Origin of the sequence: Novosphingobium album (ex Hu et al. 2023) (assembly GCF_022832385.1) — a bacterium.
Taxonomy (GTDB): Bacteria; Pseudomonadota; Alphaproteobacteria; order Sphingomonadales; family Sphingomonadaceae; genus Novosphingobium; species Novosphingobium album.
The window spans coordinates 1-23425 of sequence record NZ_JALHLE010000032.1; the positions used below are offsets into that span (position 1 = coordinate 1).

General features: G+C 62.5%; 32 protein-coding genes. 30 read left to right on the forward strand and 2 right to left on the reverse strand.

All coding sequences use genetic code 11. The features are described 5' to 3' along the window. Nucleotides 1-784: 784 nt before the first annotated feature. The 6 genes from MTR64_RS17280 (at nucleotide 785) to tuf (ending at nucleotide 7670) form a co-directional block, all read left to right on the forward strand. On the forward strand, nucleotides 785-1648 hold the full coding sequence (locus tag MTR64_RS17280; RefSeq protein ID WP_243995760.1) for a sulfite exporter TauE/SafE family protein: 864 nt from the start codon (nucleotides 785-787) through the stop codon (nucleotides 1646-1648). 34 nt (nucleotides 1649-1682) lie between these two features. Next, complete coding sequence (locus tag MTR64_RS17285) at nucleotides 1683-2486, forward strand: lipid II flippase Amj family protein (RefSeq protein ID WP_243995761.1); 804 nt, start codon at nucleotides 1683-1685, stop codon at nucleotides 2484-2486. 726 nt (nucleotides 2487-3212) lie between these two features. Then, nucleotides 3213-3584, forward strand: coding sequence for a 30S ribosomal protein S12 (gene rpsL / locus MTR64_RS17290; protein ID WP_007011879.1), 372 nt, complete (start codon nucleotides 3213-3215; stop codon nucleotides 3582-3584). Between the two features lie 125 nt (nucleotides 3585-3709). Continuing rightward, entirely contained in the window at nucleotides 3710-4180 is a 471-nt protein-coding gene (gene rpsG, locus MTR64_RS17295) for a 30S ribosomal protein S7 (RefSeq protein WP_243995762.1), read from the forward strand. A gap of 113 nt (nucleotides 4181-4293) precedes the next feature. Beyond that, complete coding sequence (gene fusA, locus MTR64_RS17300) at nucleotides 4294-6387, forward strand: elongation factor G (protein ID WP_243995763.1); 2094 nt, start codon at nucleotides 4294-4296, stop codon at nucleotides 6385-6387. Between the two features lie 92 nt (nucleotides 6388-6479). After that, nucleotides 6480-7670: an elongation factor Tu gene (gene tuf, locus MTR64_RS17305; protein WP_243995764.1), complete on the forward strand. Its 1191-nt coding sequence runs from the start codon at nucleotides 6480-6482 to the stop codon at nucleotides 7668-7670. Between the two features lie 98 nt (nucleotides 7671-7768). Here the strand turns inward: tuf and MTR64_RS17310 are convergent, their stop codons facing one another. Next, complete coding sequence (locus MTR64_RS17310) at nucleotides 7769-8302, reverse strand: hypothetical protein (RefSeq protein WP_243995765.1); 534 nt, start codon at nucleotides 8300-8302, stop codon at nucleotides 7769-7771. A 104-nt stretch (nucleotides 8303-8406) separates the two neighbouring features. Between MTR64_RS17310 and MTR64_RS17315 the strand changes: the two genes are divergently transcribed. From MTR64_RS17315 to MTR64_RS17420, 22 genes are all read left to right on the forward strand, one after another. Further along, the gene (locus MTR64_RS17315) at nucleotides 8407-8754 is read left to right on the forward strand and encodes a hypothetical protein (protein WP_243995766.1); all 348 of its coding nucleotides are present in this window, start codon (nucleotides 8407-8409) and stop codon (nucleotides 8752-8754) included. A gap of 258 nt (nucleotides 8755-9012) precedes the next feature. Then, on the forward strand, nucleotides 9013-9324 hold the full coding sequence (gene rpsJ / locus MTR64_RS17320) for a 30S ribosomal protein S10 (RefSeq protein WP_007011873.1): 312 nt from the start codon (nucleotides 9013-9015) through the stop codon (nucleotides 9322-9324). A 355-nt stretch (nucleotides 9325-9679) separates the two neighbouring features. Next, on the forward strand, nucleotides 9680-10438 hold the full coding sequence (gene rplC, locus MTR64_RS17325; protein ID WP_243995767.1) for a 50S ribosomal protein L3: 759 nt from the start codon (nucleotides 9680-9682) through the stop codon (nucleotides 10436-10438). Between the two features lie 3 nt (nucleotides 10439-10441). After that, nucleotides 10442-11065: a 50S ribosomal protein L4 gene (gene rplD, locus MTR64_RS17330; RefSeq protein WP_243995768.1), complete on the forward strand. Its 624-nt coding sequence runs from the start codon at nucleotides 10442-10444 to the stop codon at nucleotides 11063-11065. After that, a complete protein-coding gene (locus tag MTR64_RS17335) occupies nucleotides 11058-11372 on the forward strand; it encodes a 50S ribosomal protein L23 (protein ID WP_243995769.1) in 315 nt (104 codons plus the stop codon). The genes rplD and MTR64_RS17335 overlap by 8 nt, the downstream gene beginning before the upstream one ends. 6 nt (nucleotides 11373-11378) lie before the next feature. Continuing rightward, on the forward strand, nucleotides 11379-12215 hold the full coding sequence (gene rplB, locus MTR64_RS17340; RefSeq protein WP_243995770.1) for a 50S ribosomal protein L2: 837 nt from the start codon (nucleotides 11379-11381) through the stop codon (nucleotides 12213-12215). 6 nt (nucleotides 12216-12221) lie between these two features. Beyond that, the gene (gene rpsS, locus MTR64_RS17345; RefSeq protein WP_067735985.1) at nucleotides 12222-12500 is read left to right on the forward strand and encodes a 30S ribosomal protein S19; all 279 of its coding nucleotides are present in this window, start codon (nucleotides 12222-12224) and stop codon (nucleotides 12498-12500) included. After that, a complete protein-coding gene (gene rplV / locus MTR64_RS17350) occupies nucleotides 12500-12877 on the forward strand; it encodes a 50S ribosomal protein L22 (protein WP_243995771.1) in 378 nt (125 codons plus the stop codon). The genes rpsS and rplV overlap by 1 nt, the downstream gene beginning before the upstream one ends. A 3-nt stretch (nucleotides 12878-12880) precedes the next feature. Then, the gene (gene rpsC / locus MTR64_RS17355) at nucleotides 12881-13576 is read left to right on the forward strand and encodes a 30S ribosomal protein S3 (protein ID WP_243995772.1); all 696 of its coding nucleotides are present in this window, start codon (nucleotides 12881-12883) and stop codon (nucleotides 13574-13576) included. A 22-nt stretch (nucleotides 13577-13598) separates the two neighbouring features. After that, the gene (gene rplP / locus MTR64_RS17360) at nucleotides 13599-14030 is read left to right on the forward strand and encodes a 50S ribosomal protein L16 (protein ID WP_067735993.1); all 432 of its coding nucleotides are present in this window, start codon (nucleotides 13599-13601) and stop codon (nucleotides 14028-14030) included. Between the two features lie 2 nt (nucleotides 14031-14032). Next, entirely contained in the window at nucleotides 14033-14236 is a 204-nt protein-coding gene (rpmC, locus tag MTR64_RS17365) for a 50S ribosomal protein L29 (protein ID WP_243995773.1), read from the forward strand. A 12-nt stretch (nucleotides 14237-14248) separates the two neighbouring features. Continuing rightward, nucleotides 14249-14536: a 30S ribosomal protein S17 gene (rpsQ, locus tag MTR64_RS17370; RefSeq protein ID WP_243995774.1), complete on the forward strand. Its 288-nt coding sequence runs from the start codon at nucleotides 14249-14251 to the stop codon at nucleotides 14534-14536. A gap of 60 nt (nucleotides 14537-14596) precedes the next feature. Further along, complete coding sequence (gene rplN / locus MTR64_RS17375; protein ID WP_067735999.1) at nucleotides 14597-14965, forward strand: 50S ribosomal protein L14; 369 nt, start codon at nucleotides 14597-14599, stop codon at nucleotides 14963-14965. Next, nucleotides 14965-15282: a 50S ribosomal protein L24 gene (gene rplX / locus MTR64_RS17380; protein WP_243995775.1), complete on the forward strand. Its 318-nt coding sequence runs from the start codon at nucleotides 14965-14967 to the stop codon at nucleotides 15280-15282. Before rplN ends, rplX begins: the two co-directional genes overlap by 1 nt. Continuing rightward, the gene (rplE, locus tag MTR64_RS17385; RefSeq protein WP_243995776.1) at nucleotides 15275-15856 is read left to right on the forward strand and encodes a 50S ribosomal protein L5; all 582 of its coding nucleotides are present in this window, start codon (nucleotides 15275-15277) and stop codon (nucleotides 15854-15856) included. Before rplX ends, rplE begins: the two co-directional genes overlap by 8 nt. A 26-nt stretch (nucleotides 15857-15882) precedes the next feature. Next, nucleotides 15883-16188: a 30S ribosomal protein S14 gene (gene rpsN / locus MTR64_RS17390; RefSeq protein WP_207094711.1), complete on the forward strand. Its 306-nt coding sequence runs from the start codon at nucleotides 15883-15885 to the stop codon at nucleotides 16186-16188. Between the two features lie 14 nt (nucleotides 16189-16202). Next, nucleotides 16203-16598 (forward strand): 30S ribosomal protein S8, encoded by a 396-nt coding sequence (gene rpsH / locus MTR64_RS17395; RefSeq protein WP_243995777.1) that lies wholly within the window; start codon nucleotides 16203-16205, stop codon nucleotides 16596-16598. Next, nucleotides 16598-17131 (forward strand): 50S ribosomal protein L6, encoded by a 534-nt coding sequence (gene rplF, locus MTR64_RS17400; RefSeq protein ID WP_243995778.1) that lies wholly within the window; start codon nucleotides 16598-16600, stop codon nucleotides 17129-17131. The genes rpsH and rplF overlap by 1 nt, the downstream gene beginning before the upstream one ends. Continuing rightward, entirely contained in the window at nucleotides 17131-17469 is a 339-nt protein-coding gene (gene rplR / locus MTR64_RS17405; protein WP_243995779.1) for a 50S ribosomal protein L18, read from the forward strand. The genes rplF and rplR overlap by 1 nt, the downstream gene beginning before the upstream one ends. A gap of 2 nt (nucleotides 17470-17471) precedes the next feature. Continuing rightward, nucleotides 17472-18176: a 30S ribosomal protein S5 gene (rpsE, locus tag MTR64_RS17410; RefSeq protein WP_243995780.1), complete on the forward strand. Its 705-nt coding sequence runs from the start codon at nucleotides 17472-17474 to the stop codon at nucleotides 18174-18176. A gap of 6 nt (nucleotides 18177-18182) precedes the next feature. Then, entirely contained in the window at nucleotides 18183-18359 is a 177-nt protein-coding gene (rpmD, locus tag MTR64_RS17415; RefSeq protein ID WP_103099210.1) for a 50S ribosomal protein L30, read from the forward strand. 146 nt (nucleotides 18360-18505) lie between these two features. Beyond that, complete coding sequence (locus MTR64_RS17420; RefSeq protein ID WP_243995781.1) at nucleotides 18506-19696, forward strand: ankyrin repeat domain-containing protein; 1191 nt, start codon at nucleotides 18506-18508, stop codon at nucleotides 19694-19696. A 7-nt stretch (nucleotides 19697-19703) separates the two neighbouring features. Here the strand turns inward: MTR64_RS17420 and MTR64_RS17425 are convergent, their stop codons facing one another. Next, complete coding sequence (locus MTR64_RS17425; RefSeq protein WP_243995782.1) at nucleotides 19704-21197, reverse strand: hypothetical protein; 1494 nt, start codon at nucleotides 21195-21197, stop codon at nucleotides 19704-19706. 144 nt (nucleotides 21198-21341) lie between these two features. Between MTR64_RS17425 and rplO the strand changes: the two genes are divergently transcribed. Then, nucleotides 21342-21821 (forward strand): 50S ribosomal protein L15, encoded by a 480-nt coding sequence (gene rplO / locus MTR64_RS17430; RefSeq protein ID WP_243995783.1) that lies wholly within the window; start codon nucleotides 21342-21344, stop codon nucleotides 21819-21821. Nucleotides 21822-22042: 221 nt separating this feature from the next. After that, nucleotides 22043-23410, forward strand: a complete 1368-nt coding sequence (gene secY, locus MTR64_RS17435; RefSeq protein ID WP_243995784.1) for a preprotein translocase subunit SecY — start codon at nucleotides 22043-22045, stop codon at nucleotides 23408-23410. Nucleotides 23411-23425: the final 15 nt, after the last annotated feature.

Consider the following 23425-nt stretch of genomic DNA (forward strand, 5'->3'; position numbering starts at 1 on the left):
GAACCTCCTCAACGCCCGCGCCATCCCCCTCCACCATCGCTGCGCGATGGTCCCCCTCCCCAGGACGAGCCTGGGGAGGATCTTGGGGAGACAGGCGGATCAGCCCGGCCCGCCGCAGCGGCGAGAGCGGTTCGTAGTCGTAGATCGGCATAAGGCAGCGGGCTCCACACGGTGTTGGAAGTCGTGCCCCTCATGGCGGGACTATGTACACCGGGCGGGGATGTGTAGGAAAATGGTTTGTCGGTACGCTTGGGGCACGCGGACAAATTCGAACGAAAAAGGGGGATGTCGGCCATGCGCCCAAGCCAGTCGTTCCATTGCCCACGAGACTTTCCTAAGACTCGCCGTTCCCCGAGCCTAGGCATCTGTTGCGGACGGGACCTTTGCGGAATGTCGGTTGGAAGCGCCACAGCGTCGATTCCAGACACCGCGCGTCAGCAAGCGTACCGCCCGCAGTCTCCGGCAATGCTGCCCCTAGTCCCATGGCGGCTGGCTACGTAATTAATCAGCGGTTTGGTGTCGGATTGCGCGCGAACGCAACGGGGAGGTTAAGGACGACTCAACATGATTGCGAGGCGCTTCCTTTAGGCGACAATGCCAACGTCGCCGGGCCCCGGGGCGGCTCACGATAGCAGAGATTCAGGCAGGCAAACAAAAACCTTAATTGTCTACCAATTTGATTGATTGTATCGGACTGAGCCTGACCTGACATCTCTGCGTTGCCCATATCTTCCATCGATTCGCCCGAGCGCCAACCGGCCTTGATTGAAAGCGTACTCATCCGATGATCCAGCACCTTGATCTCCTCCACGCGCTTGCCGGGCTGCTTGTTGGAATGCTCGTAGGTTTAACTGGTGTGGGAGGCGGCTCGCTGATGACACCGCTTCTTGTCCTGCTGTTCGGGGTGAGCCCGCAAACGGCAGTTGGCACCGATCTGCTCTATGCGGCGATTACCAAGATCACCGGCTCGGCTGTTCATGGGTGGCGTGCGACGGTTGATTGGCAAATTGTCCGGCGCCTGGCTTCGGGGAGCATTCCCGCCGCTTTGCTGACTTTGGCTTTACTTGCCCAGTTTGGGCGGATCGGCCAGCATGGCGAAAAAGTGATACTTCTGACGCTGGCGGTGATGTTGGCTTTGACCGCATTGATAACACTTATGCGCAGGCGGTTGGCTGGCTTCGCGCATGGGCTCGAGCCGCTCGATCCTCCAGCCAAAGTCATTGGTGGCACGGTAGTGCTGGGCGCGGCGATCGGTATTGCTGTGACGGTCTCCTCGGTGGGTGCCGGGGCGATCGGAGTTACGGCTCTGCTCTTGCTCTACCCGCGTCTGCGGATGGTAAAAATCGTCGGATCGGACATAGCCCACGCGGTGCCGCTGGCGCTGATCGCGGGAACTGGTCACTGGCTGATCGGAGACGTCGATGGACTGCTGCTGACCAACCTGTTGATTGGCTCTATTCCCGGTGTAATTCTGGGCAGCCTGCTTTCGGTGCGCGCCTCGGATAAATTGCTTCAGCCGCTGCTTGCCGTTGTTCTGGCACTGTCGTCATGGCAGTTGTTCGTGAAAGCTCTGACAAGCGATAAGCTCAATGCTGCGCATCACCATGTTTCCACATCGCCAGACATAAGGAACAGCCCTAAGCGCTAATCGCGCCGTTGTGCGGCCGTGTTGATTCGAGGCCATGGACACTCAACTTTTCGTGATCTGCCTGCTGACAGCGGGCATCAACCTGATAGGCACGCTGGCCTACGCGGCACGGATAGCAGGTGTGCGCACGCGCCGCATCGCGATGAGCTTCGCGCTGTTCAACATCCTGGTGCTGGTGAGCCGCACTTCGAACAGTTTCCTGGGTCCGTTCCTCGCCAAAAGGATTGAGGCGCGGATCGCCATGGGCGGCGGTGAAGCATTGCTCCATGATTTTCGCATGGTGTTGATGGCTGCGACACTGGCAGTGGCACTGGGCATTGCGCTGGTCCCTACGGGGCAACGCCTGTTTGCCCGTGCGATCGGCTATTTTCAGGTGCACCGCTCTACCGCACGGCTGGTCTTGCGTGCGGCTTCGCCAGAGGGGCTTCACGCGATCCGCTCGTCGGTGCGTACACCGCGCCTGAATCACTTTCGCGACCTGGCGAGAGAGCGCGGTGTAGGCTGGGGCGTGCTTACGGCCAACTGTCTGGCGCAGGCGCTGATCACCGTTGGTGTTCTGGCATCGCTTTACGCGGGCTATCTCAACCCGCAATTCCGTGTAACCGCGTCGCAGTTGTCATCGGTGATCAATGGCGTGGCCACGATCCTGCTTTTTGCGCTGATCGATCCGCAGCTTTCGGTCATGACTGATGATGTTGTCGAAGGGCGCATCAGCGAGACCCTGTTCCGCCGCACGATCGTGTGGATCAGTTTCAGCCGACTTGCAGGAACAATGCTTGCACAAGTTGTGTTTGTTCCGGCCGCACACCTAGTTGCACTGCTGGCAAATCAGGTCTGACACCAAGCGTTTCAATGCCGAAGGCTGTCTGTAACTGGCCAGTCTTGCTCATTCAGAACGTCCAACCGGCCAGTCCACACCCCGGATAAGTGAATTGGAGGCTGAGCGACCGAGAAGGTCGGCGGCGGACACTGTGGTGCTCTGTCCGGGAATGGCGGCTATCCAGAGTTGGTTGCCCCAAACCTGCCGGTCAGTTCACGGCCCACTGAAGCCGTTCTGCTGGCCTCGCTCGTGTTCACGTAACCTCAGTCGCAACTCCAGCCTGTTGTGGGCCTATCCTTGACCTCATCTCCCCAATCGCCTAAGGGCGCCCATCTTCTGCGGGCTTGCTCGCAGGAACAGACATAGAGCTGAACATTGCCATGTCAGCATTTCCGGGCCTTTTCCTTGCCTTGGGGCAGGGCGGGGGCTCAGCGGGCAGCCGTTCCGATTCGGGCAGGGCTGCTTCCGGAAACGGCGGTGGCAAAGTAATCCGGTGGCATCGAAGCCGGGTGGAGTGTTTTCGGCTCACGCAGGTGAAGCGGGCGTCATGCCTACCGCGATCCCGGTAATTGCCGGGATGACGGGATAAGCCTTCACCGGAATGCGTGAACCTCTCACTCTTCCTTTTTCGAAACGCGCCGGGCCCGCATGACCCGGGGTGCGACGGGTCCGTCCCGTGGCTTGCGGTTTCGCCCCACGGTACGGGCCGGATCCATCGCACTCCATTTTGAAAGAAGAGTATAGATGCCCACTATCAACCAGCTGGTCCGCAAGGGCCGCGAGCCGCAGAAGGCCAAGAGCAAGGTCCCGGCGATGGAGCAGAACCCGCAGAAGCGCGGCGTCTGCACCCGCGTCTACACCACGACCCCGAAGAAGCCGAACTCGGCTCTCCGCAAGGTCGCCAAGGTCCGTCTGACCAACAGCCGCGAAGTCATCTCGTACATCCCGGGTGAAGGCCACAACCTGCAGGAGCACTCGGTCGTGCTCATCCGCGGCGGCCGTGTGCGCGACCTTCCCGGCGTGCGCTACCACATCCTGCGCGGCGTGCTCGACACGCAGGGCGTCAAGGACCGCAAGCAGTCCCGCTCGAAGTACGGCGCCAAGCGTCCGAAGTAAGGTTCATCCGTCGCTGGCCGGCTCCGGCCCGCTTCCCCATCCGGACACCCTGACATGGGTATCCTCTGGGAGGCCGGGTGGAGGAGCGGGCCGGAGCCGCAGACCATTCCGAAGGAATTACAAAGATGTCACGTCGTCGTCGTCCCGAGAAGCGGGAAATCCTGCCTGATCCGAAGTTCGGTGATCAGGTCCTGTCGAAGTTCATGAACAACCTCATGCTCGACGGCAAGAAGTCGGTTGCCGAGTCCATCGTCTACGGTGCGCTCGATACCATGGAAACCCGCGCCAAGGCCGATCCGGTCCAGCTGTTCCACGATGCCCTGAACAACGTGAAGCCGCAGATCGAGGTCCGCAGCCGCCGCGTCGGCGGTGCGACCTACCAGGTTCCGGTCGAAGTCCGTCCGGAGCGTGCCCAGGCGCTCGCCATCCGCTGGCTGATCACCGCTGCGCGCAACCGTCCCGAGACCACCATGTCGGCGCGTCTCTCGGGCGAGCTGCTCGATGCGGCCAACAACCGCGGCAACGCCGTGAAGAAGCGCGAAGACACGCACCGCATGGCGGACGCCAACCGCGCCTTCTCGCACTACCGCTGGTAAGACGCTTCGTGGCGCCCTTCATGCACGTCATGCGGGCGTCACACTTTCAATTCAGGGGGCAGGGGCTTATCTGAGCCCCAGTTCCTCCCAAACTCCTGCTAAGGATTTTCACCATGGCCCGCAGCCATACGCTGGATATGTACCGCAACATCGGTATCATGGCGCACATCGACGCCGGCAAGACCACCACGACCGAGCGAATCCTCTACTACACCGGCAAGTCCTACAAGATCGGCGAAGTGCACGACGGCGCCGCCACCATGGACTGGATGGAGCAGGAGCAGGAACGCGGCATCACCATCACCTCGGCGGCCACCACCTGCTTCTGGAAGGCAGACAGCGGCCAGGGCGACGAATACCGCATCAACATCATCGACACCCCGGGCCACGTGGACTTCACCATCGAAGTCGAACGCTCGCTGCGCGTGCTCGACGGTGCGGTCGCGTGCTTCGACGGCGTTGCCGGCGTTGAGCCGCAGTCCGAAACCGTGTGGCGCCAGGCCGACAAGTATGGCGTTCCCCGCATGTGCTTCATCAACAAGCTCGACCGCACCGGCGCCGACTTCAAGTACTGCGTGCAGTCGATCATCGACCGCCTCGGTGCCACCCCGGCCGTGCTGTACCTGCCTATCGGCATCGAATCCGACCTCAAGGGTCTGGTCGACCTCGTGCACAACCGCGCGATCATCTGGAAGGACGAGTCGCTGGGCGCCGAGTTCTTCTATGAAGAAATCCCGGCCGACATGGCCGACGAAGCCGAGCTGTACCGCAGCCAGCTGATTGAACTCGCCGTCGAGCAGGACGACGATGTCATGGAAGCCTACCTCGAAGGCACAGAGCCCGACGTCGCGACGCTGAAGAAGCTGATCCGCAAGGGTACGCTGGCGCATGCCTTCGTGCCGGTTTGCTGCGGTTCGGCCTTCAAGAACAAGGGCGTGCAGCCGCTGCTCGACGCCGTCGTCGACTACCTGCCTTCGCCGCTCGACATCCCCGACGTCCAGGGCGTCAAGGTCGACAGCGACGAGAAGGACAGCCGTCCGCCCAAGGACGATGCGCCGTTCTCGGCTCTCGCGTTCAAGGTCATGAACGACCCGTTCGTCGGCTCGCTCACCTTCTGCCGCATCTACTCGGGCACGCTCTCGAAGGGCTCGTACCTGAACTCGGTGAAGGGCAAGAAGGAAAAGGTCGGCCGTATCCTCGAGATGCACGCCAACGAGCGTAAGGACATCGATGAAGCGTATGCGGGCGACATCGTTGCGCTGGCCGGCATGAAGGAAACCACGACGGGCGATACGCTCTGTGCGGAACGGGCGCCGATCGTGCTCGAACGCATGGAATTCCCCGAGCCGGTTATCGAACTGTCGGTGGAACCCAAGACCAAGGCCGACCAGGAGAAGATGGGCGTTGCGCTCAACCGTCTCTCGGCCGAGGACCCCAGCTTCCGCGTGTCGACCGACCACGAGTCCGGCCAGACCATTATCAAGGGCATGGGCGAACTTCACCTCGACATCATCGTCGACCGCATGCGTCGCGAGTTCAAGGTCGAGGCCAACGTCGGCGCGCCGCAGGTGGCCTATCGCGAATACCTCGCGAAGGCTGTGGACGTGGACTATACCCACAAGAAGCAGTCGGGCGGTACCGGCCAGTTTGGCCGCGTGAAGGTCAAGGTCACGCCCGGCGAGCGCGGTTCGGGCATCACCTTCACCGACGAAGTCAAGGGCGGTAACATTCCGAAGGAATACATCCCCGCCATCGAGAAGGGCATGCGCGAAACGGCCGAGACCGGTTCGCTCGTGGGCTTCCCCATCATCGACTTCGACATCGTTCTCTACGACGGTGCCTACCACGACGTCGACTCGTCGGCTCTGGCCTTCGAAATCGCCGGTCGCGGTTGTATGCGTGAAGTCGCCCAGAAGGCCGGCATCAAGCTGCTCGAGCCGATCATGAAGGTCGAAGTCGTCACTCCCGAGGAATACCTCGGCGACGTCATCGGTGACATGAACAGCCGCCGCGGCCAGATCCAGGGCACCGACAGCCGCGGCAACGCCCAGGTCGTCGAAGCCCACGTGCCGCTGGCAAACATGTTCGGCTACGTGAACCAGCTGCGCTCGTTCACCCAGGGCCGGGCCAACTACTCGATGTTCTTCTCCCACTACGACGAGGTCCCGGCAAACGTCGCGGCCGAAGTGAAGGAGAAGCTTGCCTGAGGGCAAGAATGGTTCTAGGGGCGGCGCCTGATTCAGCGGGCGCTGCCTTATTTCCCGCAGATTCAATTTCAGTACGAAAGAAGGTTTGAGCAATGGCGAAGGCAAAATTCGAGCGGAACAAGCCGCACTGCAATATCGGCACCATCGGTCACGTCGACCACGGTAAGACGACCCTGACGGCTGCCATCACCAAGGTCATGGCCGAAGTCAACGGCGGTGAAGCGGTCGACTTCGCCAACATCGACAAGGCTCCGGAAGAACGTGAGCGCGGCATCACCATCTCGACCGCGCACGTCGAGTACGAAACCGCTGCCCGTCACTACGCGCACGTCGACTGCCCGGGTCACGCCGACTATGTGAAGAACATGATCACCGGTGCGGCCCAGATGGACGGCGCCATCCTCGTGGTGAACGCTGCTGACGGCCCGATGCCGCAGACCCGCGAGCACATCCTGCTCGCTCGTCAGGTCGGCGTGCCGGCTCTGGTCGTGTACATGAACAAGGTCGACCAGGTCGACGACGAAGAGCTTCTCGAGCTCGTCGAACTCGAAGTTCGCGAACTGCTGTCGTCGTACGAATTCCCGGGCGACGATATTCCGATCGTCAAGGGTTCGGCTCTGGCCGCTCTCGAAGGCCGCGACGACGAAATCGGCAAGAACTCGATCATCGAACTGATGAACGCTGTCGACGAGTACATCCCGCAGCCGCCGCGTCCGACCGACAAGCCGTTCCTGATGCCGGTCGAAGACGTGTTTTCGATCTCGGGCCGTGGTACGGTTGTGACCGGCCGTGTCGAAACCGGCATCATCAAGGTTGGTGAAGAAGTCGAAGTCGTCGGTATCCGCGACACCCAGAAGACCACCGTCACCGGCGTCGAAATGTTCCGCAAGCTGCTCGATCAGGGTGAAGCCGGCGACAACATCGGCGCGCTGGTCCGTGGTCTGAAGCGCGACGACGTAGAGCGTGGTCAGGTTCTCGCCAAGCCGGGCACCGTTACCCCGCACACCGAGTTTGACGCAGAAGTCTACGTGCTGTCGAAGGACGAAGGTGGCCGTCACACGCCGTTCTTCGCCAACTACCGCCCGCAGTTCTACTTCCGCACCACCGACGTGACCGGTGAAGTGATCCTCCCCGAGGGCACCGAGATGGTCATGCCGGGCGACAACGTTGCCCTGTCGGTCAAGCTGATCGCCCCGATCGCCATGGACGAAGGCCTCCGCTTCGCTATCCGCGAAGGCGGCCGCACCGTCGGCTCGGGCGTTGTCGCGAAGATCACGAAGTAATTCGCTGATCCTCGGATAATCGAGTTAAAGGCCCGGTCTCCGCAAGGAGGCCGGGCTTTTTCGTTGTGCCATGGTGCGGGGCATGTGCTGCGCGCGCTTCAGGGCGCGCGCAGCAGTCCCTTGCTGATCTTCCACGCATCTGAGCCTTCGGGGGGCTCGGGAATGGCGCTGAGGTCGATGTAGTAGACCGGTGGCGGTACGCGTCCGAACCGGATCGTGATACAGGGCCCCAGGCATCCCGGCAGTCCGCTGACGTCCGGTGGATGGAGCGTGCCGTTGCGCGTGTTTTCGTCGATGGACTTGGCAGGAGGAACGCGCTGGCTGGTTCCGCTGCCGCCATGCGAGCATGCGACGATCGTGCCGGCATTGCCGCCATTGCTCTGATTGGCGGCGGCGCGGCAGGCTTCGTCTTCACGTTCGGGAATGGTGATATGGGCGGTCAAGACGGGAGTTCCGTCATCGGAAATGTCATCGGCCGGGATGCCGCCTTCGGGATAGCCGGGGTCGAGGTCGATCGGCACGGCCTTGTCGAGGAAGGGGTAGGACGGATCGGCCGAAGTGGCGGGGCTCGCCACTACGACGGCAAGGGCGATAGCGGCGGTGGCGCCGGATAGCGTCTTGAATGAGGGCATGGGGGAAATCGCGTCAGTGTGGTGTCGCCCGCGCAACATAGGCGGCGGTGGACCCGGAGGGAAGGGGCTGGCGTCCGGTGCTGTCCACGGTTAGGGCTGGTGCCATGGCACGTAAGTATTCCAAGCATGGCCCGCGCGAGGACATCTTCGACGACGAGGACGCGCCTGAGGCCCCGCCGCCGCCCGATTGCTGGCTATGCGGCCGGCCCTGCGGCGAGACGGTGATCTGGCACCATCCGGTTCCCAAGAGCCGGGGAGGGCGCGACACTGTGCCGATGCACCCGATCTGCCAGAACATGCTGATAACCACTTTCACAAACTCGGAATTGCAGCGCTACGGACTGGACGCCGATCTCCTGCGGCTTGACCCGAGGATCGAGAAGTTTCTGGGGTGGGTCGCGAATAAGGATCCGGATTTCAACGCAGCGCTTGGCAAGAAGAAGCAGAGGTAAGCGCCTCAGTTCGCATGGTACCGGAGGTAGGCAGGTCCACAGGTGCGCGTCATGCAGTACCGGGTCTTCAGAATCGTGCGCTGCCCTGTGCTTCTGAATCATTTCCTTGCGTGTGGCGCTGGCGGCTTCGGGACCCCGCAGAATTCCGAAATATTTCCCGCAATCAGGTCTTGCGCGAATCCGGAACGCGGTGTAGGGGCGCGCTTCGAATTTGTTTGGGGCTTCGGCTCCTTGGCTCTTTCTCATCGGTAGTAGGTAATGGAAGCTCAGAACATCCGCATTCGCCTCAAGGCGTTTGACCATCGCGTACTCGACCAGGCAACTGGCGAAATCGCTGACACCGCCCGCCGCACCGGCGCGCTCATTCGGGGCCCCATTCCGCTGCCGACCAAGATCGAGAAATTCACCGTGAACCGTGGTCCTCACATCGACAAGAAGTCGCGTGAGCAGTTCGAGGTTCGCACCTACAAGCGCCTGCTCGACATCGTGCAGCCCAATGCGGCCACTGTCGACGCGCTGATGAAGCTTGACCTCGCCGCTGGCGTGAACGTCGAGATCAAACTGGCCTGAGCCGGTTGAAGGGGCTGCCTCCCGGCGGCCCCAGGGTCTTTTCGATCGGACCTTAAACGATCGGGCGAAATTCGGAACTCTCGGGTTCCAGACATCCTTGTCGGCCTTTGCGGCCGGCTTTGCGGGGAGAAACCCGCAGAGACAGAGCCTCCAAGGGAAACCGAGGGAGGACACAAGGGATACCTCCGGTCTTGCCTTCGGGTTTGTGCCGGGAATGCGTCCCCCGTCTCGCTTCCGCGGTCCTGTTGCAGGGCTTGCAGGGAGCACCCAGCCCGGACGGGGCATGCATCACAAATTGGGCTGGACACGCCTGTTCGGGATGGGCCCGGGCAGGCCTCTGTAAGGAGTAAAGGTCATGCGTACCGGCGTGATCGCCAAGAAGGTCGGGATGACCCGACTGTTCCAGGAAGACGGACGGCACGTGCCGGTTACCGTTCTGGCCCTGGAAGATTGCCAGGTGGTTTCGGTCCGCACCGCCGATCGTGACGGTTACGTCGCGGTTCAGCTCGGTGCTGGTGAAGCCAAGCAGAAGAACGTTGCCAAGCCGCAGCGTGAACACTTCGCCAAGGCTGAAGTTCCCCTCAAGATGCGCGTTGCGGAATTCCGCGTCGCGGATGACGCCCTCCTCGAAGTTGGTGCGACGATTGCGGCTTCGCACTTCGTTCCCGGCCAGCTCGTTGACGTGGGCGGCCACACCCAGGGTAAGGGCTTTCAGGGCGCCATGAAGCGCTGGGGCTTCGGCGGTATGCGCGCCACCCACGGTGTTTCGATCTCGCACCGTGCGCACGGTTCGACCGGTAACCGCCAGGATCCGGGCAAGGTCTTCAAGAACAAGAAGATGGCGGGCCACATGGGCGACCGTCAGCGCACCCAGCAGAACCTCGAAGTCGTCCGCGTTGATGACGAGCGCGGCCTAATCTTCGTCAAGGGCTCGGTTCCCGGTGCGAAGAATGCCTGGCTCACGGTTTCGGACGCCGTCAAGGTCGCCCGTCACGCCGAGGCTCCCTATCCCGCCGGCCTGAAGACGGCCGCCAACAGCAATGACTCGGCTGCTGCCGACACCCCGGCGGAAGATACCGCGGCTGTCGAAGCGACCGAAGGCCAGGAGGGCTAAGTCGTGAAGGTACAGGTCCTCAATATCGACGGTTCGGCCGGCAAGGGCGACATCGAGCTGTCGGATGACGTGTTCGGCCTCGAGCCGCGCGCAGACATCCTGCATCGCGTTGTCACCTGGCAGCTCGAGAACCGCCGCGGCATCGCCCGTGCTACCCGCGAGCGTTCGGACGTCGCGCGCACCGGCAAGAAGTGGGGTCGCCAGAAGGGCGGCGGCACGGCTCGTCACGGTGACCGTGCGGCTCCGGTGTTCATCGGCGGTGGTAAGGCTCACGGTGCACGCCGCCGCGAGTTCAACGTCTCGCTGAACAAGAAGGTTCGCGCTCTCGGCCTCAAGATGGCTCTTTCCGCCAAGGCCCAGAACGGTCTCGTCATTGTCGACTCGCTCGACGTCGACGGCAAGACCAAGGCGCTCGCTGGCCAGCTCGCCAAGGCGAACTTCGGCAAGAAGGTGCTGGTGATCGACGGCGAAGCGGTGAACGACAACTTTGCCCGTGCCGCCCGCAACATCGTCGGCGTCAACGTGCTGCCTGCCATGGGCGCCAACGTCTATGACATCCTGAAGCATGATACGCTGGTGCTGACGCGCGCCGCGGTCGAAAAGCTGGAGGCGCGTTTCAATGGCTAAGACCAAGGAAGTGGATATCCGTCACTTCGACGTGATCCTTGCCCCCCACATCACTGAAAAGTCGACGCTGCTCTCCGAGAACAACGCCGTCGTTTTCAAGGTGGCTGACAAGGCAACCAAGCCCGAGATCAAGGCGGCCGTCGAGGCGCTGTTCGGCGTCACGGTTACCGGCGTCAACACCCTGGTCACCAAGGGCAAGACCAAGCGCTGGCGCGGTAAAGCATACCGCCGCAGCGACGTGAAAAAGGCGATCGTCACGCTGGCCGAAGGCCAGTCGATTGACGTCACCGAAGGCGTGCGGGGTTAAGGCACCATGGCACTTAAGAACTACAATCCGACCAGCCCCGCCCGTCGTGGCCTGGTCCTCGTCGACAAGTCGGCGCTGTGGAAGGGCAAGCCGGTCAAGGCGCTTACCGAAGGTAAGACCAAGACTGGTGGCCGCAACAACAAGGGCCATGTCACCTCACGCGGCATCGCCGGTGGTCACAAGCAGAAGTACCGCTTCATCGACTTCAAGCGTCGCAAGTGGGACATGGAAGCCACTGTCGAGCGGATCGAGTACGACCCGAACCGCACGGCTTTCATCGCTCTGGTGAAGTACACCGACGGGGAGCTGGCCTACATCATTGCGCCGCAGCGTCTGGCCGAAGGTGACGTTGTCATCGCCGGCGAAAAGACCGACGTGAAGCCGGGCAACGCGATGCTCCTGTCGCAGATGCCGGTCGGCACGATCTGCCACAACGTCGAGATGAAGCCCGGCAAGGGTGGTCAGATCGCCCGCTCGGCAGGCACCTATGTGCAGGTCGTAGGCCGTGACCGCGGCATGGTCATCGTCCGCCTGAACTCGGGCGAGCAGCGCTACCTGCGTGGCGACTGCATGGGCACGGTTGGCGCGGTTTCGAACCCCGACAACCAGAACCAGACCCTGGCGAAGGCCGGCCGCAAGCGTTGGATGGGCCGACGCCCGCTGACGCGCGGTGTCGCCAAGAACCCGGTCGATCACCCGCACGGTGGTGGTGAAGGCCGCACTTCGGGCGGTCGTCACCCGGTTACCCCGTGGGGCAAGCCGACCAAGGGTGCCCGTACTCGCAACAACAAGCAGACGGACAAGATGATCATCCGTTCGCGCCACGCCAAGAAGAAGAGGTAAGACACGATGGCACGTTCCGTCTGGAAAGGCCCCTTCGTTGACCTGTACCTTCTCAAGAAGGCCGAGGTTGCGCAGGATGCCGGCACCAAGGCTGGCCCGATCAAGACCTGGTCGCGTCGCTCCACCATCCTTCCGCAGTTCGTTGGTCTGACGTTCAACGTCTACAACGGGCACAAGTTCATCCCGGTCTCGGTCAACGAGGACATGGTCGGCCACAAGCTCGGTGAATTCGCGCCCACGCGCTCGTTCCCCGGCCACGCTGCCGACAAGAAGGGCAAGCGCTAATGAGCAAGCAGGCAGCACCCCGCCGCGTCGGCGAGAAGGAAGCTCTTGCGGTCGGCACCACCATCCGTGGTTCCGCCCAGAAGCTCAATCTCGTCGCCGGTCTGATCCGCGGCAAGAAGGCCGAGGACGCGATGAACATCCTGGCCTTTTCGAAGAAGGCCATGGCTGTGGAAGCGCGCAAGATTCTCGCATCGGCGATCGCCAATGCCGAGAACAACCACAACCTCGACGTCGACGCGCTTGTCGTCGCCGAGGCGTCGGTCGGCAAGTCGATCACCATGAAGCGTTTCCACGCTCGTGGCCGCGGCAAGTCCACCCGGATCCTGAAGCCCTTCTCGCGGCTGCGGATCGTCGTTCGCGAAGTCGAGGAGGCCTGATCCATGGGTCACAAGAGCAATCCGATCGGTCTGCGCCTGCAGATCAACCGTACCTGGGACAGCCGCTGGTTCGCGGAAGGCCGGGACTACGGCAAGCTGCTTGAGGAAGACCTCAAGATCCGCAAGTTCATCATCGACACGCTGCCGCAGGCCGCGATCTCGAAGGTGGTGATCGAGCGTCCCGCCAAGCTGTGCCGCGTGTCGATCTATGCCGCCCGTCCGGGTGTCATCATCGGCAAGAAGGGCGCCGACATCGAGAAGCTGCGCAAGCAGCTCGCTACGATGACTTCGAGCGAAGTGAAGCTGAACATCGTCGAGATCCGCAAGCCGGAAATCGACGCCAAGCTGATCGCTCAGGGCATCGCCGACCAGCTGGTTCGCCGCGTGGCGTTCCGCCGGGCGATGAAGCGCGCGATGCAGTCCGCGATGCGTCTGGGTGCCGAAGGCATCAAGATCATGTGCGGAGGCCGTCTCGGCGGTGCGGAAATCGCCCGCGTCGAGCAGTACCGCGAAGGCCGCGTGCCTCTGCACACGCTGCGTGCGAACATCGACTATGCCGAAGCCGAGGCGCTGACCGCCTATGGCATCATCGGCATCAAGGTGTGGGTCTTCAAGGGTGAGATCCTCGGCCACGACCCGACGGCGCAGGACCGGCTGATGATGGAGGCTCAGACCTCCGGCGTCCGCCCGGCGCGCTGAGGCATAGGATAGAGTAAGCACCATGCTGCAACCGAAAAAGACCAAGTTCCGCAAGGCCTTCAAGGGCCGGATCAAGGGCGACGCCAAGGGTGGCACCGACCTGAACTTCGGCTCCTACGGCCTCAAGGCCCTCGAGCCCGAGCGGATCACCGCCCGCCAGATCGAAGCGGCCCGCCGCGCGATCACGCGTCACATCAAGCGCCAGGGCCGTCTCTGGATCCGCGTCTTTCCGGACGTGCCGGTTTCGAAGAAGCCTGCCGAAGTCCGTCAGGGTAAGGGCAAGGGTTCGGTGGAATACTGGGCTGCCCGTGTGAAGCCCGGCCGCATCCTGTTCGAGCTGGACGGCGTTGCCGGCCCGCTCGCTGCAGAGGCGTTCAGCCGCGCTGCGATGAAGCTGCCGATCAAGACCAAGGTCGTTGCCCGTCTCGGCGACACCTCGCACCTGGAGGGTTAATCATGGCCGCCAAGATCGAAGACCTTCGCGCCAAGACCGACGACCAGCTGACCGCTGATCTCGCCGACCTCAAGCGCGAGCAGTTCAACCTGCGTTTCCAGGCCGCCACGAGCCAGCTCGAGGCTCCGGCACGCATCAAGGAAGTCCGTCGCGACATCGCCCGCATCAAGACGCTCCAGGCTGAGCGTTCGGCGGCGAAGGCGTAAGGAGGAAACACGATGCCCAAGCGTATTCTGATCGGGACCGTCGTTTCCGACAAGACCGACAAGACCGTGACCGTGCTCGTCGAGCGCAAGGTGAAGCACCCCCTCTACGGGAAGATCATCCGCCGCTCGAAGAAGTACGCCGCCCACGACGAGGACAATGCCTACCGTACCGGTGAGCGCGTCCGGATCGAGGAGACCAAGCCGATCTCCAAGACCAAGACGTGGAAGGTGCTCGATCGCCTGGCGGCGAGCAAGGGTACCGCGGTAGAGGCGAACCTCGACGTCGAGGCCGCCAACTAAGACGTTTTTTTGGAACTGCCGGACTGGTTCCGGCAAGCCAGTTGAGAAGGAACCGGATCGATGATCCAGATGCAATCCAATCTCGACGTCGCGGATAACAGCGGCGCAAAGCGCGTCCAGTGCATCAAGGTGCTGGGTGGCTCTAAGCGTCGTTTCGCAGGCGTCGGCGACATCATCGTGGTGTCGGTCAAGGAGGCGCAGCCGCGCGCTCGCGTCAAGAAGGGCGACGTTCACCGTGCGGTGATCGTGCGCACCAAGAAGGACGTGCGCCGCCCCGATGGCAGCGTAATCCGTTTTGACAGCAACGCTGCTGTTCTCGTGAACAAGAACGAGGAGCCGATCGGCACTCGTATCTTTGGCCCCGTCGTCCGCGAACTGCGCGGCCGCGGCTTCATGAAGATCATCTCGCTTGCTCCGGAGGTGCTGTGATGGGTGCTGCCAAGATCAAGAAGGGTGACTCGGTCGTCGTCCTGTCCGGCAAGGACAAGGGCCGCACCGGAACCGTCCTCCAGGTCCTTCCCAAGGATGGCAAGGTCGTGGTCGAGGGCGTGAACGTCGCCACCAAGCATCGCAAGCCGACGCAGATGAACCCGCAGGGTGGCATCGAGCGTACGCCGGCTCCGATGGCGATCAGCAAGGTCGCGGTTGCCGACAAGGACGGCAAGCCGACCCGCGTTCGCTTCGAAGTCAAGGACGGCAAGAAGGTCCGTGTGGCCGTGAAGTCCGGGGAGACCATCGATGGCTGACAAGTACACTCCGCGCCTTCGTACCAAGTACGACGCCGAAATCGTCAAGGCTATGACCGAGAAGTTCGGTTATTCCAACCCGATGCAGGTGCCCAAGATCGAGAAGATCACGCTCAACATGGGCGTGGGCGAAGCGAGCCAGGACAAGAAGAAGGTCCAGACCGCTGCTGCCGAGATGGAAGCCATCGCTGGCCAGAAGCCGGTGATCACCAAGGCCCGCAAGTCGATTGCGCAGTTCAAGCTGCGTGAAGGCATGCCGATCGGCTGCAAGGTGACGCTGCGCCGCGAGCGTATGTATGAATTCCTCGATCGCCTCATCACGATCGCGATGCCTCGCATCCGCGACTTCCGTGGCCTGAACGCGAAGTCGTTCGACGGACGCGGCAACTATGCGATGGGTCTCAAGGAGCAGATCATCTTCCCGGAGATCAGCTACGACAAGATCGAGAAGGTGCGTGGCATGGACATCATCGTCACCACCACCGCCAAGACCGACGAGGAAGCGCGCGAACTGCTGCGTCTTTTCGGTTTCCCGTTCCCGGCTGAAGAGTCGGAACAGAAGGAAGCGGCGTGAGCCGCTGAGAAAGAGAGCTTAAGTCCATGGCGAAACTGAGTTCCGTGAACAAGAACGAGCGTCGTAAGAAGCTCGTCAAGAAGTATGCAGGCAAGTACGCGCGCCTCAAGGCGATCGCTGACGATGAATCGCTCGACGAAACCGAGCGCCTCATTGCCCGCCTCAAGCTGGCCGAGATCCCCCGCAACGGCAACCCGACCCGGGTTCGCAACCGTTGCGCCACGACCGGTCGTCCGCGCGGTTACTACCGCAAGTTCGGCCTGTGCCGCGTCGAGCTGCGTGATCTTGCCAATAAGGGCATGATCCCTGGCGTGACCAAGTCGAGCTGGTAAGGGAATAGACGAAGATGGCTATGACCGATCCTCTGGGTGATATGCTCACCCGCATCCGCAACGGCCAGCGCGCGAAGAAGGACTCCGTCCTGTCGCCGGCCTCCAAGCTTCGTGCCCGCGTGCTCGAAGTGCTCCAGCGCGAAGGCTACATTCGTGGCTACAGCGAAGATGCCACCGGCGCTCACCCGCAGCTGCGCATCGAGCTGAAGTATTTCGAAGGCGAGCCCGCGATCAAGCACGTGCAGCGCGTCTCCAAGCCGGGCCGCCGCGTCTACTCGGGTTCGAAGGAACTTCCGGTGGTGCGCAACGGCCTTGGCATCACCATCGTCTCGACGCCGAAGGGCGTGCTTTCCGACGCGGAAGCTCGTCTGCAGAACGTCGGCGGCGAAGTGCTCGCGGAGGTATTCTGATGAGCCGCATTGGTAAGAAGCCGGTTGCGATCCCGGGCGGTGTTACCGCCGCGATCGACAACGGCGTCCTCTCGGTGAAGGGGCCCAAGGGCACCCTGACAATGGGCCTTTCGGACCTCGTGACCTACTCGGTCGAGGAAGCTTCGATCGCCGTGCAGCCGGTGAACCAGACCAAGGCTGCCCGCAGCCACTGGGGCATGCAGCGCACGCTTGTCTCGAACCTGATCGAAGGCGTGACCCAGGGTTACACCAAGGTCCTCGAGATCAAGGGCGTCGGTTACCGTGCGGCCGCTCAGGGCAAGACCCTGAAGCTGCAGCTCGGCTACTCGCACGACGTGGACATCGACGTGCCTGAAGGCATCGAGATCAAGACCCCGGATAACACCACGGTCGAGATCTCCGGTATCGACAAGCAGAAGGTCGGCCAGCTCGCGGCCGAGATCCGCCGCTGGCGCAAGCCCGAACCCTACAAGGGCAAGGGTATCAAGTACCGCGGCGAGTTCATCTTCCGCAAGGAAGGGAAGAAGAAGTAATGGCAAAGCTTTCCCTTTTCGAACGCCGCCGCCGGCGCGTCCGTACCGCTCTTCGCGCCCGTTCGGGCGACCGTCCGCGTCTGTCGGTGCACCGCACCGGCCGTCACATCTACGCGCAGATCATCGACGATGCGCAGGGCCGCACCGTTGCCGCCGCCAATACGCTTGGTGGCAAGGGCACCGATGTCGACTCCGCCACTCGCGTGGGCAAGGAGCTCGCCGAGGCTGCCAAGAAGGCGGGCGTCACTTCTGTCGTGTTCGATCGCGGCGGTTTCCTGTTCCATGGCCGCGTCAAGGCGCTGGCCGAAGCCGCCCGTGAAGGCGGGCTGGAGTTCTGATCATGGCAGACGAAAACACCATCGAACAGCCGGTCGCGGCTGAAGCGCCCCAGGCCGAAGCCAACGAAGGCGGCCGTGGCCGCCGTGGCCGTGGCGAACGCGGTGAGCGTGGCGGGCGTGGCCGTGGCGATCGCGGCGACCGCCGTGGCCGCCGTGACGACGAGGAGCAGGGTGAAGAGCTGATCGAAAAGCTCGTTCACATCAACCGCGTCTCGAAGACCGTGAAGGGCGGCAAGCGCTTCGGTTTCGCCGCTCTGGTCGTCGTCGGTGACGGCAAGGGCCGCGTCGGCTTCGGTCACGCCAAGGCTCGCGAAGTGCCCGAGGCGATCACCAAGGCGACCGCTTCGGCAAAGAAGAAGATGATCCGCGTCGCACTGAAGGAGGGCCGCACCCTCCATCATGACGGCAAGGGCCACTTCGGTGCGGGCCGTGTCAACGTCCGCACGGCTCCTGCCGGTACCGGCATCATCGCCGGCGGTCCGATGCGCGCCGTGTTCGAGAGCCTGGGCGTCGCTGACGTCGTGACCAAGTCGGTCGGCACCTCGAACCCGTACAACATGATCCGCGCTACGTTCGACGCGCTGACCAGCCAGACTTCGCCGAAGTCGGTGGCCCAGCGCCGTGGCAAGAAAGTCGCTGACCTTCTCGGCCGCGGTGGCGCCAGCGAGGTGGAGGCCGAGGCCGCCGCCGAAGCTATCGTGGAGTAATCGACCATGGCCAAGATCAAGATCAAGCAGATCGGTTCGCCGATCCGTCGCCCCGAGAGCCAGAAGAAGATCCTCATCGGTCTGGGCCTCGGCAAGATGCACCGCGTCGTGGAGCTGGAAGACACCGCCGAAGTGCGCGGTGCCATCGCCAAGCTGCCGCACATGGTTGCTATCGTCGACTGAGCCTTTCGGCATCGGTACGAAATCAGGAAGGCCCCGGTGGAAACGCCGGGGCCTTTCGTTTGGGTGGCGTCTTCCTCTCGCCCTCTTTCCCCGGCTCGCGTCTGTGCTATGCGCGCAGGCCCGGTCATTCCAATCTGGAGCAGGTCTTGAAGGTCAAGGGATTCGCCATCGGCGCTGCGTGTCTTGCGTCCATGGCGGTCGCCGGGTGCACACCTGGCGAGACGCAGCCCGATGTCATGACGGACGGCGCTGAAGTGGCGCATTGCGGCGACTTTCGGGCGAATCCCGAAAGACTTGCGGAGATGCGTCGTTCGGATGAGGCGCTGTTCAAGGCAGTTCGTGGATCGCAACCGGATCCGGCGCAGGAAGCGAAGAAGGCCATTGATGCCGGTGACTACCGCCTCGCTGCAGCGACCACGCCAGATGGCGTCACTACTGAACTCTATGATGCACAATGCCGTGTGCTGGGCGGGCTGAGGCCATGGACTGTGCGCGCGCTGGCCTTTGTGCCAGATGAAGCGGCCGCGCTGGGGAAAGGGCCGGACGACAAAGTGACCGATTTCGGTCGACGCTACAATGCGGCCGTCCTGTCCGATCCACGTTACCCCTATGCCGACATCTGCCGGGAACTGGACCGTGCGGGGACCAGTCCCGATTTTTCCGATGCCGGTGAAAAGGGTATCGAACTGCCTTACGGCTTCGCGGAACTGGGGCCGGCGCGCATGGCCTATGGCTTGGGGGCGGCGGCGCGACGCGGCTCGGTTTACGACATCAATGTGCTGATCAACCGTGACAAGCAAGATGTGAACTCGCCCGATATGTTCGGTATGACGCCGCTGGCCTGGGCAGTTGCCTATCATCGTTGGCCTGCTGCCGAAGCGTTGCTGCAGGCCAAGGCGAGCCCTACCGGCGGATCATGCCAGACCGCGATTGACCGCGAATCACCGCTGCAGGTCGCGCGGATCATGCGCTGGTCGGGCATGATCCGGCGTCTGCGCCCACTGGTAACCGAGGAAGAGTTCGCAAACTTGCGCCAGAAGCCGAGGTGGGAGGACGCCAGCCTGTCCGAGCTGAATCACGCGCTGGCCGAACTCAAGGACCGCTACGACAAGGTGTTGAGCCAGCGGCCGTTCTCGCGCCACGACGTCCTGTTCGACATTGATGCGAAGGGCAACTCGACGTCCTGCCGCATGGAACCTGGCTCGAATTCGCCTGAGTTCGACAAGGAGCTGTGCGATCTGGCGATAGACATCGTGCATTGGGCGCCGGCGCGCGATGCGTTCGGCACGCCGGTGCCCGAAAGCGCCAAGCTGGTGGTGGGGATCGGGGGAACGTAAACCGGCGTCAGGGCTTCCGTGCGCCCGGAGCAGGAGGCTTGCGGCAGTTCGCCCATACATCCACAGTATTTTCGTTTAGCCAGTCGGGTGCCGAAACGCGCGCCACGAGCTTGCAGTGGGCGTGAAAATAGGCGCGCACGATATTGTCGGTTTCAAGGTTAGGTGGCCCTTGCCGCGGCCGTGGAGCGGCTATGATAGTGCTGGGCCGCATCGCGAGCACCCGCTTTACCTCCCCGAGCGTCGACAAGGTACTGACGTCCTTTTCCTTCAGATCGCCAAGGTGTGCGGTGAAGACCAGAGGCGTAGGGAACGCCGTGCCGGTCATCGTGTAGAGCTGGTGCGGGCCGTCGAAGACGAACAGTGGGCCACCGTCGTCATGCGTGCGGATGGCCTGGCTCAGTTCCGCGAAGGCGGCGCGGGAGCGGCGGGCGTGGGCGAAGTCCAGAACCTGACTGCCGCTCAGCGCGAGCCAGCTGATCGCGGCGAGGGCGAAGGGGCCGATCCATTTGCGGCCAAGAAAGGCGGCGCTGGCGACGCTCAAAGGCACCAGGAACGGCAGTGCATAATGCATGAAGAAATGCGGGGTCGAGGCGACACCGATGAAAGCAGCGAGCAGCCACAGCAGCATGAACCGGCGGCTGCGGTCCGGCATTTCGGGGAGAGCGAGAACGGCGACCACCAGCAGGGGGGCGAGGCGTGAGAACATGATCGCGAAACGGATCGCCGAAGAAGGCCAGTTGGTCGTCTTGGCAAAGTTCGATGTTATCATAGCGTTCCAGTAGACCGCCCAGTCGCCCGCAAGGGCGTAGATCGCTGCAATGAGAAGGAATGGTGCGGCACCGGTAAGCGCCCAGACTGCAACGGTAAGGCCCGGCGGGCGTCTCGACCGGGGCGAGCCTAGCAGCACGCTGCTGCACCATAGACCTACGAACGCGGCTTCAAAAAAGGCCGTGGTCTTTATGGTGATCGCGATCCCGGCCAGCAGCATGGCCAAGTGGCTGCTCGCGGGCACGAGTCCTTTGCGCAAGGTGGGTGTGGCGCGCAGTGCCAGTAGCACCGCCAGCGCGATGAACAGGTTGTAGAAGACGGGGCTCTGGCCGCCGTAGCCCTGAAACGGTGTCAGAAAGACAAGATAGGTCAGGCCGGCCAGCACCGCGCCTTGGCGATTGGTCCAGAGCAGGGCGATGCGCCCGATGACAAAGGCGGTCGTTGCGGCAAACGCGGTCGCTACGAGTTGGTACGCTATCGGCTTCGTCGAAATGCCGGTGATGAGGTAGTAGAGGAAAAACAGCCCCCACGGTTTTCGGTCCCACACATCGACATAGGGAACCGCGCCGTGGTGCATGGCGATGCCCACAGTCTGATAGAACGTCTCGTCTCCGCCCACGTTGGGATCGCCGAAAGTACTGGCGCGCAGGACGAACGCGGCAAGGAGCAGAACCGCAAAGGGCAATGGCCCGAACGAAACGGTAGGCTGGCGGCAGCCGCTGGAAACGGGCAAGAACTGGCTCCGGGGAAACGGGCGGGACTGCCCTTGGGTAGCCTTTGCGCGAATCGCTGAAAAGGGGGCGTGACATTTGTACCGGCATCCGCTAGGGGCGCCGCTTCCCATCAAGCGCGACAAAAGCGAAAGCGAGTGCAGACTATGAAACTGAATGATATCCGCGACAACTCGGGCGCCCGTCACCGCCGCATGCGCGTCGGCCGTGGCATCGGCTCGGGCAAGGGCAAGACCAGCGGTCGTGGCCAGAAGGGTGCGAAGGCGCGCTCGGGCGTTTCGATCGCCGGCTTCGAGGGCGGCCAGATGCCGCTTCACATGCGCCTGCCGAAGCGCGGCTTCAACAACAAGAAATTCGCCAAGGACTATGCAGAAGTGAACCTGGGTCTCGTGCAGCAGGCGATCGACGCCGGCAAGCTCGACATCTCGGCCACTGTCGATCATGCGGCCCTGAAGGGCGCCGGTCTTGCTCGTGGCGGCAAGGACGGTGTGCGCCTGCTCGGCAAGGGTGAACTGACCGCCAAGGTCGAGTTCAACGTTGCCGGTGCCTCGAAGGGCGCCGTCGCTGCGGTCGAAAAGGCTGGCGGTTCGGTGATCCTTCCTGCCAAGGAAGCCGTCGAGGCCTGATAGGCATCGTAGCCTGAAGAAACCGGGAGGGCGGGCGCCTGGCGCTTCGCCCTCCTGTGCTTTTCGGGACATGCGTCCTTCGTGGCAGTGGTTTTCTGGGGACAGGGCTTTCAGACATTCTACGAATGTCTATATGGCCAGTTCCGCTCCGGGGTTCGACAAGGCAGACGGCAGTCGCTAAGGCCGAATCCGACAAGACAATTCGAGGCATTCTGTAAGTCATGGCTTCTCGCGCCGACAACATCGCAAGCTCGCTCAGCCTGGCCAATTTTTCCAAGGCGACCGAGCTCAAGAACCGCATCTGGTTTACGATCGGCGCGCTGATCGTCTTCCGCTTTCTGAGCTTCGTGCCGCTGCCGGGTGTGAACCCGCTGATCCTCGAATCGCTCTACAGCAAGACGCAGGGCGGCATTCTCGACCTGTTCAACACCTTTTCGGGCGGATCTCTCTCGCGCATGAGCCTCATCGCGCTCGGCGTCATGCCATACATCACCGCGTCGATCGTGGTGCAGCTGGCTGCGTCGCTTCATCCGGCGCTAATGGCGCTGAAGAAGGAAGGCGAGGCCGGTCGCAAGAAGCTGAACCAGTACACGCGCTACGGCACTGTCGGCCTCTGCGCCCTGCAGGGTTACTTCCTTGCCGTGAGCCTGGAGGCTTATGGTGCTTCGAGTGGCCTGCAGGCGGTGGTCGATCCGGGCGTGATGTTTCGCGTCGGCGCGGTCATCTCGCTGGTCGGTGGCACCATGTTCCTGCTGTGGCTGGGTGAGCAGATCACCTCGCGCGGGATCGGCAACGGCGTGTCGCTGATCATCATGGCGGGCATTGTCGCCCAGATGCCGACTTTCGCGAGCAACCTTGGCCAAGCCTACAGTGCTGGTGACACGGGTTCGGTCCTGATCATTTCTTTGATCGCGTTGATCATCGCGATGATCCTGCTGATCTGCTTCTTCGAGCGTGCCACGCGCCGTCTGCTGATCCAGTATCCCAAGCGCGCCACCCAGCGTGGCATGATGCAGGCGGATCGCAGTCACCTGCCGCTCAAGCTCAACACCGCGGGCGTGATCCCTCCGATCTTCGCAAGCTCGCTGCTGCTGCTGCCGCTGACCATCACGCAGTTCGCCGGCAATTCGCTGAGCCCGGAATCGACGATGGGCAAGGTCGTGGTGTCGTTGAACCAGTACCTGGGCCACGGAAAGCCGCTCTACATGCTGCTGTACGCAGCAGGTATCGTGTTCTTCAGCTTCTTCTACACCGCCGTCGTCTTCAATCCGGAGGAAACGGCCGACAACCTGAAGAAGAACGGTGGCTTCATTCCTGGCATCCGCCCGGGCGCGCGCACCGCTGAATATCTCGACTACGTGCTGACGCGCGTGACGGTGATCGGTGCGATCTACCTCACTATCGTCTGCACGGTTCCTGAGTACTTCCTGTCGATGACAGGCTTGCCGCTCCTGTTCATGGGTGGCACCAGTCTGCTGATCGTCGTCAACGTGACTGTGGATACGATCACGCAGATTCAGTCGCACCTGCTGGCGCACCAGTACGGCGACCTCATAAAGAAAGCGAAACTGAAAGGCCGTCTGCGCTGAGGCCATGAGCTGAAG